This window comes from Arenimonas sp. SCN 70-307, assembly GCF_001724815.1.
In the GTDB taxonomy this organism is placed as follows: domain Bacteria; phylum Pseudomonadota; class Gammaproteobacteria; order Xanthomonadales; family Xanthomonadaceae; genus Arenimonas.
Genome location: NZ_MEDO01000018.1, coordinates 1 through 14512, shown reverse-complemented (window position 1 = coordinate 14512; position 14512 = coordinate 1). Strand labels below are relative to the sequence as shown.

The window sequence follows — 14512 nt, the reverse complement described above, 5'->3', positions numbered from 1 at the left end:
CCGGTTTAAGGAGAGAGGCAGGCACAGGGAAGACCAGACGCCTGCGAGCCTAATTTCGGGGATCTATTGATGAAGCAGCACAACCTCGCCCGCGCCCTCGCGCTCGGGCTCGCCATGGCGCTGGGCGCCACCAGCGCCACGGCCGCGGAAGGTCCGGATCCGAACCGCGTGTGGGTGAAGTTCAAGAAGGGCCAGCGCGCCAACGTCGAAACCCTCCTGCGGGGCAACGGCGGCCGCATCCACCACCGCTTCGAGAACATCGACGCCTTCGCCGTCAGCCTGCCGCCGCAGGTGCTCGAGCGCCTGCGCAACAACCCCAACATCGAGCGCATCGAAATCGACGCGCCGCGTTATCCGCTCGGCCAGGCCGTGCCCTACGGCATCGACATGGTGCAGGCGCGCGACGTGTGGGACGCCAACCGCGACGGCGTGGTCGACGCGGGCGCCACCACCGGCGCCGGCATCAAGGTCTGCATCATCGACTCGGGCATCCACGGCGCCCACGAGGACTTCAACGGCGTGAACCTGTCCGGCGGCCATCCGACCGGCTGGAACACCGACACCTGCGGCCACGGCTCGCACGTGGCCGGCACCATCGCCGCCGCCAACAACGCCGCTGGCGTGGTGGGCGTGAGCCCGGGCGCGGTGTCGCTGCACATCATCAAGGTGTTCGACGGCCCGAACTGCGGCTGGAGCTACAGCTCGACCCTGGTCGACGCGGCCAACCGCTGCGCCCAGGCCGGCGCCAAGGTCATCAACATGAGCCTCGGCGGCTCGACCTCGAGCACCACCGAGAACAATGCCTTCGCCAGCCTCTACAGCCAGGGCGTGCTGAGCATCGCCGCGGCCGGCAACGACGGCAACAACCGCCACAGCTACCCGGCCTCGTACGACAGCGTGATCTCGGTCGCCGCGGTCGATGCGAACAAGGCGCGTGCGAGCTTCTCGCAGTACACCAACCAGGTGGAGCTGTCGGCCCCGGGCGTGAGCGTGCTCAGCACCGTGCCCTTCGTCACCGCCAGCATGAACGTGGCCGGCACCGGCTACATCGTCGACCTGCTCGAGGGCACCCACGTCGGCACCGCCTCGGGCAACCTGGCCAACGGCGGCCGCTGCACGGCCGCCAATGCGGCCTGGGCCGGCCAGGTCGTGCTCTGCGAGCGCGGCGACATCAGCTTCGGCGAGAAGGTCAACTTCGTCGCGGCTTCCGGCGGCGTGGCTGCGGTGGTCTACAACAACGCCCCGGGCGGCTTCTCCGGCACCCTCGGCGGCACCGGCCCGGCCATCCCGGCGGTGAGCATGTCGCAGGAAGACGGCCAGTCGCTGGTCGCCACCCGCATTGGTTCGAGCGCCACGGTCAGCACCGTGTCGAGCAACCAGGGCAATGGCTACGCCTACTACGACGGCACCTCGATGGCGACCCCGCACGTGGCCGGCGTGGCCGCGCTGGTCTGGAGCGCCAACCCGAGCTGGACCGCCGCGCAGATCCGCGAGGCGCTGGCGGTCACCGCCGAGGACCTCGGCACGGCCGGCCGTGACAACTACACCGGCTGGGGCCTGGTGCGCGCCAAGGCGGCGCTGGACTACCTCAACGGTGGTGGCGGCGGTGACGACGGCGGTGGCGGCGACAATGGCGGCGGCGGCATCGTGGCCAGCGTCGGCTCGATCAGCCTGAACACCACGGCCAAGGGCAAGAACGCCACCACCACGGCCACGGTCACCATCGCCTCGAGCGCGGGTGGCAACCTGTCGGGCGCGGCGGTCACCGGCTGCTTCTCCGGCGGCGTCAGCGGCTGCACCACCCGCAACACCGACGGCAGCGGTCGCGTCACCTTCACCTCGGCGCGTTACCCGAGCGGCCGCGCGGTCACCTTCTGCGTGACCAACGTGACCGGCCCGAACGGCAGCTTCAACAACACCAACGCCTGCCGCAGCAACTAAACGCCAGGCCAGCGGTACCCCCAGACGCCCCGGTCCGCCGGGGCGTCTGTTTTCACGGCCTCCGGACGCGGCAATGCGCTAAGTTGGCGCATCCTCCGTCCAGTCCGCCCCATGTCCCACGCCCTCGTCTGGTTCCGCCGCGACCTGCGCCTCTCCGACAACCCCGCGCTGCAGGCGGCGCTCGACGCCGGACACGTTCCGGTGCCCGTCTACATCCACGCGCCGGACGAGGAAGCGCCCTGGGCACCGGGCGCGGCCAGCCGCGCCTGGCTGCGGCGCTCGCTGCAGGCGCTCGACGCCGACCTGCGCGCGCGCGGCTCGCGCCTGGTCATCCGCCGCGGCGACAGCCTGGCCGAGATCGAAAAGCTCATCGCCGAAACCAAGGCCGTGGCCCTGCACTGGAACCGGCTGTACGAGCCGGCCTGCATCGCCCGCGACACCCGCATCAAGCAGGGCCTGAAATCGCGCGGGCTGGTGGTGGAAAGCCACAACGCCGCGCTGCTGGTCGAGCCCTGGACGGTGCAGACGGGGCAGGGCGAGCCCTACCGCGTGTTCACCCCGTTCTGGAAGAACGCCCGCCAGCGCCTCTCGAGCGCGGCGGTGCCGGCCTCACCGGCGCGCCTGCCGGCGCCGCCGGTGGACCTGCTCTCGCTTGATGCCGACGACCTCGGCCTGGCGCCGCCGAAGCACGAGCCGCGCTGGGACGAAGGCTTCTGGCAGCACTGGCAGCCCGGCGAGGCCGGCGCCGCCGAGCTGGTGGACGCCTTCCTCGAGGGCGCCGCGCACGGCTACAAGGAGCAGCGCAACTACCCCGACCGCATCGCCACCTCCAGGCTCTCGCCGCACCTGCACTTCGGCGAGGTCTCGCCGCGCGCCGTCGTCTCGGCGGTGCTGGCGCGCCCGTGGCCGGCGGCCGTGCAGCCCGACGTCGACCACTTCCTCAGCGAACTGGGCTGGCGCGAGTTCAGCCACCACCTGCTGTTCCACTTCCCGCACACGGCGCAGGAAAACCTCAACCCGCGCTTCGAGGACTTCGACTGGGCCGACCCGGCCGAGCGCCTGCTCGAGGCCTGGCGCCACGGCCGCACCGGCGTGCCCATCGTCGATGCCGGCATGCGCGAGCTCTGGGCCACCGGCTGGATGCACAACCGCGTGCGCATGGTGGTGGCCAGCTTCCTGACCAAGAACCTGCGCTACCACTGGCGCCACGGTGCCGACTGGTTCTGGGACACGCTGGTGGACGCCGACCTGGCCAACAACACCCAGGGCTGGCAGTGGACGGCCGGCACCGGCGCCGATGCCGCGCCTTACTTCCGCATCTTCAGCCCGGTGGCGCAGGCCGAGAAGTTCGACCCGGCCGGCAAGTACGTGCGGCGCTGGCTGCCCGAGCTGGCGAAGCTGCCCGACGCGGCCCTGGCCGCGCCCTGGGAGCACGCCGAGCTGCTGGCGCGGCTGGCACCGGCGTACCCGCGCCGGCCCGTGGTGGACCTGCGCGCCAGTCGCGAGGCGGCGCTGGCGGCCTATTCGGGCCCCAAGACCAAGCCGCCGGCCTGAGCGCCGGCACGCGGCGCCGATTGACGCCTCCGCGCCCGCGCCGGCATCCTGCGGTGACGAGGGGAGGGAACATGGCCGAGGCCCGCAGCAAAGCCCGCAAGGAACCGATGTCCCGCGTGGACACCGCCTGGCTGCGCATGGAGCGCGCGACCAACCTGATGATGATCACCGGCGTGCTGATGCTCGAGACGCCGCTCGACATCCGCACCCTGCGCAAGGTCATCGAGCACAAGTTCCTGTCCTACCCGCGATTCCGGCAGAAGGCCGTGGACGGCCCCACCGGCGCCGTCTGGCTGGAAGACACCGACTTCGACCTCGACTGGCACATCCGCCTGACCGCGCTGCCCGGCAAGGGCGGCAAGCGCGAGCTCGAGCGCCTGACCAGCCAGCTCGCCTCCACGCCGCTCGACAAGTCCAAGCCGCTCTGGCAGTTCCACCTGGTCGAGCGCTTCAACGGCGGCTCGGCCCTGATCGCCCGCATCCACCACTGCTACGCCGATGGCATCGCGCTGGTGCAGGTGCTGCTTTCGCTGACCGAGATGCAGCTCGACGACAAGCGCAAGGCCGCGCTGGCCAAGCGCTGGCTGAAGAAGGAAGAGCACGCCCCGGTGGCCAAGCGCGTCGGCGCGATGGACCGCTACATGAAGCTGGGCAACAAGGTGCTCGAGAAGGGCATGGATTTCTACCGCGACCCGACCCTGGCCGCGGTGCTCGCCAACGAGGGCGTGGAGATCGCGCGCGAGATCGGCCATGCGCTGGCGCTGCCCGACGACCCGGAAACGGTGCTCAAGGGCCGGCTGGGCGTGTCCAAGCGCGTGGCCTGGGCCGAGCCGCTGGCGCTCGACGAGGTCAAGTCGGTCAGCAAGGCGCTGCACTGCACGGTCAACGACATCCTGCTGGCCTCGGCCAGCGGCGCGCTGCGCAGCTACCTGATCGAGCGCGGCGAGCGCATCGACGGCATCACCATCCGCGCCACGGTGCCGGTGAACCTGCGCCCGCTCGAACACGCCAAGCAGCTGGGCAACCACTTCGGCCTGGTCTTCCTGGACCTGCCGGTGGGCGAGGCCAATCCGATGCGCCGGCTCGAGCGCGTGGCCGACTGCATGCGCGTGCTGCGCAAGTCGCGCCAGGCCGTGGCCACCTTCGGTGCACTGGCGGCGGTGGGCATGGCGCCGGAGGCGGTGCAGGCCTTCGCGCTGGAGATGTTCAGCCGCAAGGCCTCGGCCGTGGCCACCAACGTGCCCGGGCCGCAGATGCCGCTGTACTTCGGCGGCAGCAAGATCAGCGACCTGATGTTCTGGGTGCCGCAGACCGGTTCGATCGGCCTGGGCATCTCGATCCTGAGCTACAACGGCCAGGTGCACTTCGGCCTGATCGCCGATGCGCGCCTGATGCCCGACCCCGACTCGGTCATCCGCCGCTTCCGCCCCGAGTTCGAGAAGCTGCTCTACCTGGCCCTGATGGCGCGCTGGGAAGGCGAGTTCTGCTCCGAGGCCGCCGAGGCCCTGCTCGAAGAACCCACCGATGTCTGATCCGTTCTGCGAGATTCCCGGCCAGGGCCTGCGCGTGCCGCCGTCGGCGGTGCCGGATCCGGCCGATGACGTTCCCGCGGACGACGACCGCGGCGAAGCGGTGCTGGCCGGCGGCTGCTTCTGGTGCACCGAGGCCGTGTACCGCCAGCTCGCGGGCGTGCTCGGCGTGGTGCCGGGCTATGCCGGTGGCGACGCGGCGACGGCGAACTACGAGGCCGTGTGCAGCGGCCGCACCGCCCATGCCGAAGCCATCCGCATCACCTACGACCCGGCGCGTCTGAGCTACGGCCAGCTGCTGAAGGTGTTCATGTCGGTCGCCCACGACCCCACCCAGCGCAACCGCCAGGGCAACGACATCGGCCCGCAGTACCGCTCGGCCCTGTTCCCGCTCGACGAGGCGCAGGCGCGCGTGGCCCGCGCTTATCTCGAGCAGCTCGCCGCCGCTGGCGTGTACGCCGCGCCCATCGCCACCACGATCGAGCCGCTGCCGGCCTTCTACGAGGCCGAGCGCTACCACCACGATTACGCCGCCCGGAACCCCGGCCAGCCCTACATCCGCGCCGTGTCGATGCCCAAGGTGGAAAAGCTGGCCAAGGCCTTCCCCGGCAAGCTGCGGTAACGGTTCGTTGCGCCGCCGCGGCTTGGCCCGCGGGCGCGAAGGGCGCACCCTAGTGGCTTCATTGCCCCGGAGTTCCCGATGAAGCTGTATTACATGAAGGGCGCCTGCTCGCTCTCCCCGCACATCGCCCTGCGCGAAACCGGCCTGCCGTTCGAACTGATCGCCGTGGGCCGCGACAAGAAGACCGCCGACGGCCGCGACTTCACCACCATCAATCCCTACGGCTACGTGCCGGCGCTGGAGCTCGACGACGGCCAGGTGCTGCTCGAGGGCCCGGCCATCGTGCAGTACATCGCCGACATCAAGCCGGAGACGGGCCTGGCCCCGGCGGCCGGCTCGCTCGAGCGCTACCGGCTGCAGTCGGCGCTGACCTTCATCAATTCCGAGCTGCACAAGCTCATCGGCGCGCTGTTCAACCCGGCCTTCCGCGCCGAGGACAAGCCGGCGCAGGTCGAGAAGATCCGCCTGCGCCTGGGCCAGTTCTCGGCCCAGCTGGGCGAGCGCGAGTGGCTGGTGGGCGATCGTTTCGGCGTTGCCGACGGCTACCTGTTCGTGGTGCTCAACTGGCTGCGTTTCTTCGACATCGCCGTCGCCGACTGGCCGAACCTGGCCGCGCACCACGCCCACGTGGCCGCGCGCCCGGCGGTGCAGGCGGCGCTGAAGGCCGAAGGCCTGGCCTGATCAGCCGGCGGGGCGGCAGGCGGCGACGGCCAGCAGTTCCTGGGCCACCGACGCCGCCGCCAGCGCCGTGATCTCGGCGTGGTCGTAGGGCGGGCTGACCTCGACCACGTCCATGCCCACCACGCGCAGCCCGGCCAGCCCGCGCACGAGGCGCAGCGCCTCGTGCGTGCTGAAGCCGCCCACCACCGGCGTGCCGGTGCCGGGCGCGAAGGCCGGGTCGAGGAAATCCACGTCGAAGGTGATGTAGCAGGGGTGGCTGCCCACGCGCGCGTGGATGGCAGCCACCGCCGCGTCCACGCCGATGGCGTGCAGTTCGCGTGCGTCCATCACCCGGTAGCCGTGCGTTTCGGAGTTGTGCGTGCGCATGCCGAGCTGGATCGAGCGCGCCGGATCCACCAGGCCCTGGGCCGCGGCGTGGAAGAACATCGTGCCGTGGTCGATGCGCCCGTCTTCGTCGCGCCAGGTGTCGCTGTGCGCATCGAAGTGCACCAGCGCCAGCGGCCCGTGCACGGCGTGCAGGGCCTGCAGGATCGGATAGCTGATGAAGTGGTCGCCGCCGAGCGCCAGCGGCAGCACGCCGCGCTCGGCCAGGGGCGCGAAGGCGGCGCGGATGGCCGCGGGCGCTTCGTGCGGGCGGCCCGGGTCGAAGTGCACGTCGCCGCCGTCGACCACGCGCAGGCGCTCGAGCGGGTCGAAGTCCCAGGCATAGGGCGGGCACCAGGCCAGCATCAGCGAGGCCGCGCGGATGGCGCGCGGGCCCAGGCGCGTGCCCGAACGGTGGGTGGTGGCCAGGTCGAAGGGCACGCCCATCACCGCCACGTCGGCCTGCGAGAAGTCGCTGGCCAGCGGGCGGCGCAGGAAGGTGGGGATGCCGGCGTAGGTCGGTTCGGTCACGTCGGCCTCCGCCGGATCACTTCATGGTGGGCATCACGAACTCGGGGTCGCGCACGCCGGTGGGCCAGCGCGCGGTGATGGTCTTGAGGCGCGTGTAGAAGCGCACGCCGTCGGGGCCGTGCATGTGCAGCGGGCCGAACAGGCTGCGCTTCCAGCCGCCGAAGCTGTGGAAGGCCATCGGCACCGGGATGGGTACGTTGATGCCGACCATGCCGGCCTGCACCTGGTGCGCGAACTGGCGCGCGGCGTCGCCGTCGCGGGTGAACACGGCGGTGCCGTTGCCGTACTCGTGCGCGTTCACCAGTTCGAGCGCGGCGGCGAAGTCGGGCACGCGCACCACGCACAGCACGGGGCCGAAGATCTCCTCGCGGTAAATCGTCATCTCCGGCGTGACGCGGTCGAACAGGCAGCCGCCGAGGAAGAAGCCGGCCTCGTGGCCGGGCACCTCCAGGCCGCGGCCATCGACCACCAGCGTGGCGCCCTCGGCTACGCCGGCATCGACGTAGCCGCGCACCTTGTCGCGGTGCGCGCCGGTGACCAGCGGGCCCATGTCCGGGTCGCCCTGGCAGCCGGGGCCGATGCGCAGGCCCTCGACCAGGGGCTTGAGTTTGCCGACCAGCGCGTCGGCCGTGCGATCGCCCACGCACACGGCCACCGAGATCGCCATGCAGCGTTCGCCGGCCGAGCCGTAGCCGGCGCCGAGCAGGGCCGAGGCGGCCTGGTCGAGGTCGGCGTCGGGCAGCACCACCATGTGGTTCTTGGCGCCGCCGAGGGCCTGCACGCGCTTGCCGTTGGCCGAGCCGCGCGCGTAGATGTACTGGGCGATGGGCGTGGAGCCGACGAAGCTGATCGCCTGCACGCGCGGATCGTCGAGCAGCGCGTCCACGGCCACCTTGTCGCCGTGCACCACGTTGAACACGCCGTCGGGCAGGCCGGCTTCCTTGAGCAGCCGCGCGAGGATCATCGGTGCGCCCGGGTCGCGCTCGCTGGGCTTGAGCACGAAGGTGTTGCCGCAGGCCAGGGCCACCGGGAACATCCACATCGGCACCATGCAGGGGAAGTTGAACGGCGTGATGCCGGCCACCACGCCCAGCGGTGCGTACTCGCTCCAGGAGTCGACGTCGCGGCCGACGTTCATCGAGTGCTCGCCCTTCAGGAGGTGCGGCGCACCGCAGGCGAACTCCACCACTTCCAGGCCGCGGGTCAGCTCGCCGCGCGCATCGGCCAGCACCTTGCCGTGTTCGGCGGTGATGGCGGCGGCGATCTCGTCGGCGTGCTCCTCGAGCAGCGCCTTGTAGCGGAACAGGATGCGGGCCCGCGCCAGCGGCGTGGTCGCCGCCCAGGCCGGGAAGGCGGCCTGGGCCGCCGCGACCGCGGCCGACACATCGTCGGCCGAGGCCAGGGCCACCTGCGCCTGCACGGCGCCGGTGGCGGGGTCGTACACCTCGCCCCACCGCCCCGAACCGCCATCCGACGGTTGGCCGTGGATGAAGTGCGGGATGCGGCGGGGGTCGGTCATGGCATCAGCCCTTGAGCGCCTGCGCGGCCGGCACGTAGGCGTAGCCCAGGTCCTTGGCCACGGCTTCGTAGGTCACCTTGCCGGCGTGCACGTTCAGGCCGTTGAGCAGGTGGGCGTCGTCGAGCATGGCCTGCACGCCCTTGTTCGCCAGCTGCACCGCATAGGGCAGGGTGGCGTTGGTGAGCGCGAAGGTGGACGTGCGCGCCACGCCGCCGGGCATGTTCGCCACGCAGTAGTGGATGATGCCGTCGACCTCGTAGGTCGGGTGCTGGTGCGTGGTGGCCTTCGAGGTCTCGAAGCAGCCGCCCTGGTCGATGGCCACGTCCACGAGCACCGAGCCCGGCTTCATCAGGCCCAGCTGCTTGCGCGAGACGAGCTTCGGGGCGGCGGCGCCGGGGATCAGCACCGCGCCGACCACCAGGTCGGACTGCGGCAGCAGCTCTTCGATGGCGTCGATGGTGGAGTAGAGCGTGGTGATCCGGTCGCCGTAGAGCTCGTCGAGGTACTTGAGGCGGTCGAGCGAGCGGTCGAGGATGGTGACGCGGGCGTTGAGGCCCATCGCCATGCGCGCGGCATTGATGCCGACCACGCCGCCGCCGATCACCAGCACGCGGCCCGGCTGCACGCCCGGCACGCCGCCCAGCAGCACGCCCGAACCACCCTGGGCCTTCTCCAGCGCGTGCGCGCCGGCCTGGATGGACATGCGGCCGGCCACTTCCGACATCGGCGCCAGCAGCGGCAGGCCGCCCTTGCGGTCGGTGACGGTTTCATAGGCTATGGCGGTGCAGCCCGACTTCACCAGCGCGGCGGTCTGCTCCGGGTCCGGCGCCAGGTGCAGGTAGGTGTAGAGGATCTGGCCCGGGCGCAGCATGGCGCACTCGACCGGCTGCGGCTCCTTGACCTTGATGATCATCTCGGCGCGCTTGAAGATCTCCTCGGCCGTGTCGACGATCTCGGCGCCCGCCTTCTCGTACATCTCGTTGGTCAGGCCGATGGCCTTGCCGCCGTCGCGCTGCACCATGACCTTGTGGCCCTGCGAGACCAGCTCGCGGGCGCCGGCCGGGGTGAGGCCGATGCGGTATTCGTGGTTCTTGATTTCCTTGGGGACGCCGATAAGCATGGAACTGCCCTCCCGGGGCGGTGATTTCTGTCGTTTTCAGGGCCGCCCGGTCAGGCGGTGGCGCGTATGGTAGCCGCCAGCCGGTCGAAAATCCGGTCTATATGTTCCTTGTTCAGGATCAGCGGCGGCGACATGGCGATCACGTCGCCCGTGCAACGCACCATCAGGTTCTGCTCGAAGTAGCAGCGGTTGAACACCTCGTAGCCGCGCTGGCCCACGCCCTCCGGGCGGGCCGCCAGCTCCACCGCGCCGACCAGGCCGAAGTTGCGGATGTCGACCACGTTGGGCAGGCCCTTGAGCGAGTGGATGGCCTGCTCCCAGTAGGGCCCGAGCTCGATGGCCTTCTCGAACAGGCCCTCGGACTCGTACACGTCCAGCGTGGCCAGGGCCGCGGCGCAGGCCAGCGGGTGGCCCGAGTAGGTGTAGCCGTGGAAGAGCTCGATGGCGCCTTCGGGGCCGTGCATGAAGGCGTCGTGGATGGCCTTGGAGGCGAACACCGCGCCCATGGGCACGGCGCCGTTGGTCAGGCCCTTGGCGGTGCTGATCAGGTCGGGCGTGACGCCGAAGCGCTGGGCCGCGAAGGCCTTGCCGACGCGGCCGAAGCCGGTGATCACCTCGTCGAAGATCAGCAGGATGCCGTGCTTGTCGCAGATCTCGCGGATGCGCTTGAGGTAGCCCTCCGGCGGCAGCACCACGCCGGCGCTGCCGGAGATGGGTTCGATGATGACCGCGGCGATCGTGCTGGCGTCGTGCAGCTGCACCAGGCGCTCGAGGTCCTCGGCCAGCTCGGCGCCGTGCTGCGGCAGGCCGCGGCTGAAGGCGTTGCGCTGCAGGTCCAGCGTGTGGCGCAGGTGGTCGACGCCGGGCAGCATGGCGCCGAAGAACTTGCGGTTGTTGACCATGCCGCCGACCGAGATGCCGCCGAAGCCGACGCCGTGGTAGCCCTTTTCGCGGCCGATCAGGCGCGTGCGCTGGCCCTCGCCGCGGGCGCGGTGGTAGGCCAGGGCGATCTTGAGCGCGGTGTCCACCGACTCGGAGCCCGAGTTGGTGAAGAACACATGCTTGAGCGGGTCCGGCGCGATCGCGGCCAGGCGCTCGGCCAGGATGAAGGGCAGCGGGTGGCCCATCTGGAAGGTGGGCGCGAAATCGAGCGTGGCCGCCTGCTGCTGGATGGCCTGCACGATGCGCGGGTTGGCGTGGCCGGCATTGACGCACCACAGGCCGCCGGTGCCGTCGAGGATCTCGCGGCCGTCCACGCTGCGGTAGTACATGCCCTCGGCGCTGGCCAGCAGGCGCGGCGTCTTCTTGAACTGGCGGTTGGCGGTGAAGGGCATCCAGAAGGCGTCGGTGCGCTCGGGATGGCCGGTCGCCAGGGCCTGCAGGTCGGGGTCGGAAGCGGCGTCGGGGAAGGGCATGGCGGGGCTCGGGGAAGGGCGTGGGGCGGGGTAGGGAAACGCTAGCAGCGTTGAATAAACTTTACAAACGGTGTCAAATATTCAGCAACCACCCCGGCGAGGCGATCCATTGGACATCGGCAACCGGCTGCAGGCCGTCCGCAAGAGCAAGGGGCTGAGCCAGCGCGAGCTGGCCAAGCGCGTGGGCGTGACCAACTCCACCATCTCGCTGATCGAGCAGAACAAGGTCAGCCCGTCCATCAGTTCCCTGAAGAAGGTGCTCGACGGCATCCCGATCTCGCTGGCCGACTTCTTCACCATGGACCTCGAGGACCAGGGCGACAGCCCGTTCTACGAGCCGACCGAGCAGCCCGACGTGGGCAACAACGACATCCACTACTTCCTGGTCGGCCACCGCCACCCGAACCGGCGCATGTGCGTGCTGCGCGAGGTGATGCCGCCGGGCAGCGACACCGGCGAGACCATGATCAGCCACGAGGGCGAGGAAGGCGGCGTGGTGCTGCAGGGCCGGGTGGAGATCACCGTCGGCAGCCAGCGCCGCGTGCTCGGCCCGGGCGAGGCCTATTACTTCGAGTGCCGCCAGCCGCACCGCTTCCGCAACGTCGGCGACGTGGACGCGATCCTCGTCAGCGCCAGCACGCCCCCCACTTTCTGAGGTGCCACCCATGACCACGCCCAAGACCCGCGAAGACTGGGAGCGCCTGGCCACCGGCCTGTCGATCCGCCACCAGGCCTTCATCGACGGCCGCTGGACCGACGCCGCCAGCGGCAAGACCTTCGAGTGCATCAGCCCCATCGACGGCCGCGTGCTGGCCCGCGTGGCCGAGTGCGGCAGCGAGGACGTGGACCGCGCCGTGGCCGTGGCCCGCCGCGCCTTCGACAAGGGCGACTGGTCCAACGCCCGCCCCACGCACCGCAAGAAGGTGCTGGTGCGCTTCGCGGCGCTGATGAACGAGCACGCCGAAGAGCTGGCCCTGCTCGAGTCGCTGGATATGGGCAAGCCCATTTCCGACGCGCTCAACGTGGATGTGGCGGCCTCGGTGCGCTGCATGGCCTGGACCGGCGAGGCCATCGACAAGGTCTACGGCGAGGTCGCCGCCACCGGCCCGGACGAGCTGGGCCTGGTGACGCGCGAGCCGCTGGGCGTGGTGGCCGCCATCGTGCCCTGGAACTTCCCGATGCTGATGGCGACGTGGAAGCTGGCGCCGGCCCTGGCCATGGGCAATTCGGTGGTGCTCAAGCCCTCCGAGAAGTCGCCGCTGACGGCGCTGCGCCTGGCCGAGCTGGCCATCGAGGCCGGCATCCCCGAGGGCGTGTTCAACGTGCTGCCCGGCTTCGGCCGCGGCGCCGGCGAGCCGCTGGCCATGCACATGGACGTGGACGGCCTGGTGTTCACCGGCTCGACCGCGGTGGGCAAGCACCTGCTGGTGTGCGCCGGCATGTCGAACATGAAACGCGCCTACATGGAGTGCGGCGGCAAGAGCCCGAACATCGTCTTCGCCGACGCGCCCGACCTCGAGCAGGCCGCGAAGGCCGCGGCCAGCGGCATCTTCTACAACCAGGGCGAGGTGTGCACCGCGGCTTCGCGCCTGCTGGTGCAGCGTTCAATCAAGGACGAGTTCGTGGCGCTGGTGGCGAAGTACGGCCGCGAGATGCAGCCGCGCCACCCGCTCGACCCGGGCGCGCCGATGGGCGCGATGGTGGACGAGGCCCAGACCCACCGCGTGCTCGACTACATCCGCAAGGGCCGCGAGGAAGGCGGCCGCGTGGTGATCGGCGGCGAGCGCCTGCAGACGGTGGCCGGCGGCTGCTACCTGGCGCCCACCATCTTCGACGACGTGGCCCACGGCCACACCATCGCCCGCGAGGAGATCTTCGGCCCGGTGCTGAGCGTGATCGGCTTCGACGACGAGGACGAGGCGCTGCGCATCGCCAACGACAGCGAATACGGCCTGGCCGCCGGCCTGTTCACCGCCGACATCAGCCGCGCCCACCGCGTGGCCCGAAAGCTGCGCGCCGGCAGCGTCTGGGTGAACTACTGGGACGGCGGCGACATGACCGCGCCCTTCGGCGGCTACAAGCAGTCCGGCAACGGCCGCGACAAGTCGCTGCACGCCTTCGAGAAGTACACCGAGGTCAAGGCGACCTGGATCAACCTGGCGCCCTGACTCGAAGGGTTTGAAGGATGCAGAACTACTTCAAAGCTTGTTGCCTGGCCCTGCTGATGCTCATGCCGCTCGGTGCCCGGGCCCAGACAAGTCCGGCCGAGGCGCAGGAATTGCCGCTGGAGGCCCTGGCCAGAAGGTTGCTCGGCGACTTTGGCGCATTGATGATGGACGTCGAGAGACCGTCCTGGGGGCCGCGGCATCACCGGCTGCCCGAGTCGATCCCGTGGCCGCCCGAGCGGCCGCCGCCCTTGCGCAAACTCCGCTTCTACAGTCGGCCGGTCGTCGCCAGGTCAGCGTCCGGACTGTGTGCTTCGGATTGGGTCACCGTCTGGTTCGAAGAGGACGGCAACATCGAATGGGTGGATGTGGAGAACCACTTCGGTGTCGAGGGAGACCTGTACGCATCGCCGGCGGGCTGGAAGCGCGATCAGGCGGGGCCGACGTGCACCGCGGTTTCGTCCACGCGGGACTATTTCCCGGCGCCGGACGAGCAGGCAGCGTTTAGTATTGCCCGCTACCTTGACGTCATCGCTGGAAGGGGACCGTTCGCCGGCCAGGACTTCAAGTTCAGCTGCAGCCCCGAGTGTCGGGGCGATCGTGCGGTCCTTCGATTTCTTGAACTCGCCGAGATTGATCGGGCCAGGGAGATCGACTGTCGGCCCACGGACCTCATGCTGCCGTCATGCTACGAGCTGACCGTCGGCGAAGGCAGGCTGGGCCCGTTCCCTAAGTCGTTCAGGGTTTATGGCTCCACCTACATGAACCGGGTCGTGAGAGAAGAGGTGAGCGTGACGGTTGGCTTCACCGTCGAATAGCCGGTTGCCTGCGACAGCGGCCAGGGCTTGGCCGCCGGCGCGTTCACCGCCCGCTACAGCCGCGACAGGTCGCTGCACACCTTCGAGAAGGACACGGAGGCAGAGGCTGCCTGGGTCAAATCGGTGGCGTAGCTGTGGGAAGGGGTGTCCGCTGTCGACCTATTCCGTTGAAAAACTCGGTTGAATCGGCCTCCTGAAGCTGGTCCACTGACTTCCCATCGATCCAGCGGAAATCGCAGCGATGATGGGACGTC

12 protein-coding genes are annotated in these 14512 nt (G+C 70.1%); 8 read left to right on the top strand and 4 right to left on the bottom strand.

All coding sequences use genetic code 11. From position 1 onward, the window contains the following. Positions 1-69: 69 nt before the first annotated feature. The 5 genes from ABS41_RS10145 to gstA all read left to right on the top strand — a co-directional run bounded on the left by ABS41_RS10145 (position 70) and on the right by gstA (position 6327). A complete protein-coding gene (locus ABS41_RS10145; protein WP_290593552.1) occupies positions 70-1941 on the top strand; it encodes a S8 family serine peptidase in 1872 nt (623 codons plus the stop codon). Between the two features lie 111 nt (positions 1942-2052). Next, positions 2053-3495 carry a deoxyribodipyrimidine photo-lyase gene (locus ABS41_RS10140; RefSeq protein ID WP_290593551.1) on the top strand — a complete coding sequence of 481 codons (1443 nt, stop codon included), beginning with the start codon at positions 2053-2055 and terminating at the stop codon, positions 3493-3495. A 71-nt stretch (positions 3496-3566) separates the two neighbouring features. Beyond that, entirely contained in the window at positions 3567-5027 is a 1461-nt protein-coding gene (locus ABS41_RS10135; RefSeq protein WP_290593550.1) for a wax ester/triacylglycerol synthase family O-acyltransferase, read from the top strand. Continuing rightward, on the top strand, positions 5020-5646 hold the full coding sequence (gene msrA, locus ABS41_RS10130) for a peptide-methionine (S)-S-oxide reductase MsrA (protein ID WP_290593549.1): 627 nt from the start codon (positions 5020-5022) through the stop codon (positions 5644-5646). The genes ABS41_RS10135 and msrA overlap by 8 nt, the downstream gene beginning before the upstream one ends. A 78-nt stretch (positions 5647-5724) precedes the next feature. After that, positions 5725-6327 carry a glutathione transferase GstA gene (gstA, locus tag ABS41_RS10125; protein WP_290593548.1) on the top strand — a complete coding sequence of 201 codons (603 nt, stop codon included), beginning with the start codon at positions 5725-5727 and terminating at the stop codon, positions 6325-6327. Here the strand turns inward: gstA and speB are convergent, their stop codons facing one another. The 4 genes from speB to ABS41_RS10105 are packed head-to-tail and all read right to left on the bottom strand — an operon-like array spanning position 6328 to position 11275. Next, positions 6328-7221, bottom strand: a complete 894-nt coding sequence (gene speB, locus ABS41_RS10120; protein ID WP_290593547.1) for an agmatinase — start codon at positions 7219-7221, stop codon at positions 6328-6330. 16 nt (positions 7222-7237) lie between these two features. Beyond that, the gene (locus ABS41_RS10115; RefSeq protein WP_290593546.1) at positions 7238-8740 is read right to left on the bottom strand and encodes a CoA-acylating methylmalonate-semialdehyde dehydrogenase; all 1503 of its coding nucleotides are present in this window, start codon (positions 8738-8740) and stop codon (positions 7238-7240) included. A 4-nt stretch (positions 8741-8744) separates the two neighbouring features. After that, positions 8745-9860 (bottom strand): alanine dehydrogenase, encoded by a 1116-nt coding sequence (ald, locus tag ABS41_RS10110; protein ID WP_290593544.1) that lies wholly within the window; start codon positions 9858-9860, stop codon positions 8745-8747. 50 nt (positions 9861-9910) lie between these two features. After that, positions 9911-11275 (bottom strand): aspartate aminotransferase family protein, encoded by a 1365-nt coding sequence (locus tag ABS41_RS10105; protein ID WP_290593542.1) that lies wholly within the window; start codon positions 11273-11275, stop codon positions 9911-9913. A 109-nt stretch (positions 11276-11384) separates the two neighbouring features. On the opposite strand from ABS41_RS10105, the gene ABS41_RS10100 reads away from it, so the two are divergent. The 3 genes from ABS41_RS10100 to ABS41_RS10090 are packed head-to-tail and all read left to right on the top strand — an operon-like array spanning position 11385 to position 14258. Continuing rightward, the gene (locus tag ABS41_RS10100) at positions 11385-11930 is read left to right on the top strand and encodes a cupin domain-containing protein (protein WP_290593540.1); all 546 of its coding nucleotides are present in this window, start codon (positions 11385-11387) and stop codon (positions 11928-11930) included. Between the two features lie 10 nt (positions 11931-11940). Further along, positions 11941-13443 (top strand): aldehyde dehydrogenase, encoded by a 1503-nt coding sequence (locus ABS41_RS10095; RefSeq protein ID WP_290593538.1) that lies wholly within the window; start codon positions 11941-11943, stop codon positions 13441-13443. A gap of 17 nt (positions 13444-13460) precedes the next feature. Then, positions 13461-14258 (top strand): hypothetical protein, encoded by a 798-nt coding sequence (locus ABS41_RS10090; RefSeq protein WP_290593536.1) that lies wholly within the window; start codon positions 13461-13463, stop codon positions 14256-14258. The last annotated feature ends 254 nt before the right edge of the window (positions 14259-14512 follow it).

Bases quoted from the DNA above. Each gene is read 5' to 3' on its own strand.
- ABS41_RS10105 (WP_290593542.1), bottom strand. From the start codon at position 11,275: ATGCCCTTCCCCGACGCCGCTTCCGACCCCGACCTGCAGGCCCTGGCG.
- ABS41_RS10145 (WP_290593552.1), top strand. From the start codon at position 70: ATGAAGCAGCACAACCTCGCCCGCGCCCTCGCGCTCGGGCTCGCCATG.
- ABS41_RS10095 (WP_290593538.1), top strand. From the start codon at position 11,941: ATGACCACGCCCAAGACCCGCGAAGACTGGGAGCGCCTGGCCACCGGC.
- ald (WP_290593544.1), bottom strand. From the start codon at position 9,860: ATGCTTATCGGCGTCCCCAAGGAAATCAAGAACCACGAATACCGCATC.
- ABS41_RS10090 (WP_290593536.1), top strand. From the start codon at position 13,461: ATGCAGAACTACTTCAAAGCTTGTTGCCTGGCCCTGCTGATGCTCATG.
- gstA (WP_290593548.1), top strand. From the start codon at position 5,725: ATGAAGCTGTATTACATGAAGGGCGCCTGCTCGCTCTCCCCGCACATC.
- ABS41_RS10140 (WP_290593551.1), top strand. From the start codon at position 2,053: ATGTCCCACGCCCTCGTCTGGTTCCGCCGCGACCTGCGCCTCTCCGAC.
- msrA (WP_290593549.1), top strand. From the start codon at position 5,020: ATGTCTGATCCGTTCTGCGAGATTCCCGGCCAGGGCCTGCGCGTGCCG.
- ABS41_RS10135 (WP_290593550.1), top strand. From the start codon at position 3,567: ATGGCCGAGGCCCGCAGCAAAGCCCGCAAGGAACCGATGTCCCGCGTG.
- ABS41_RS10115 (WP_290593546.1), bottom strand. From the start codon at position 8,740: ATGACCGACCCCCGCCGCATCCCGCACTTCATCCACGGCCAACCGTCG.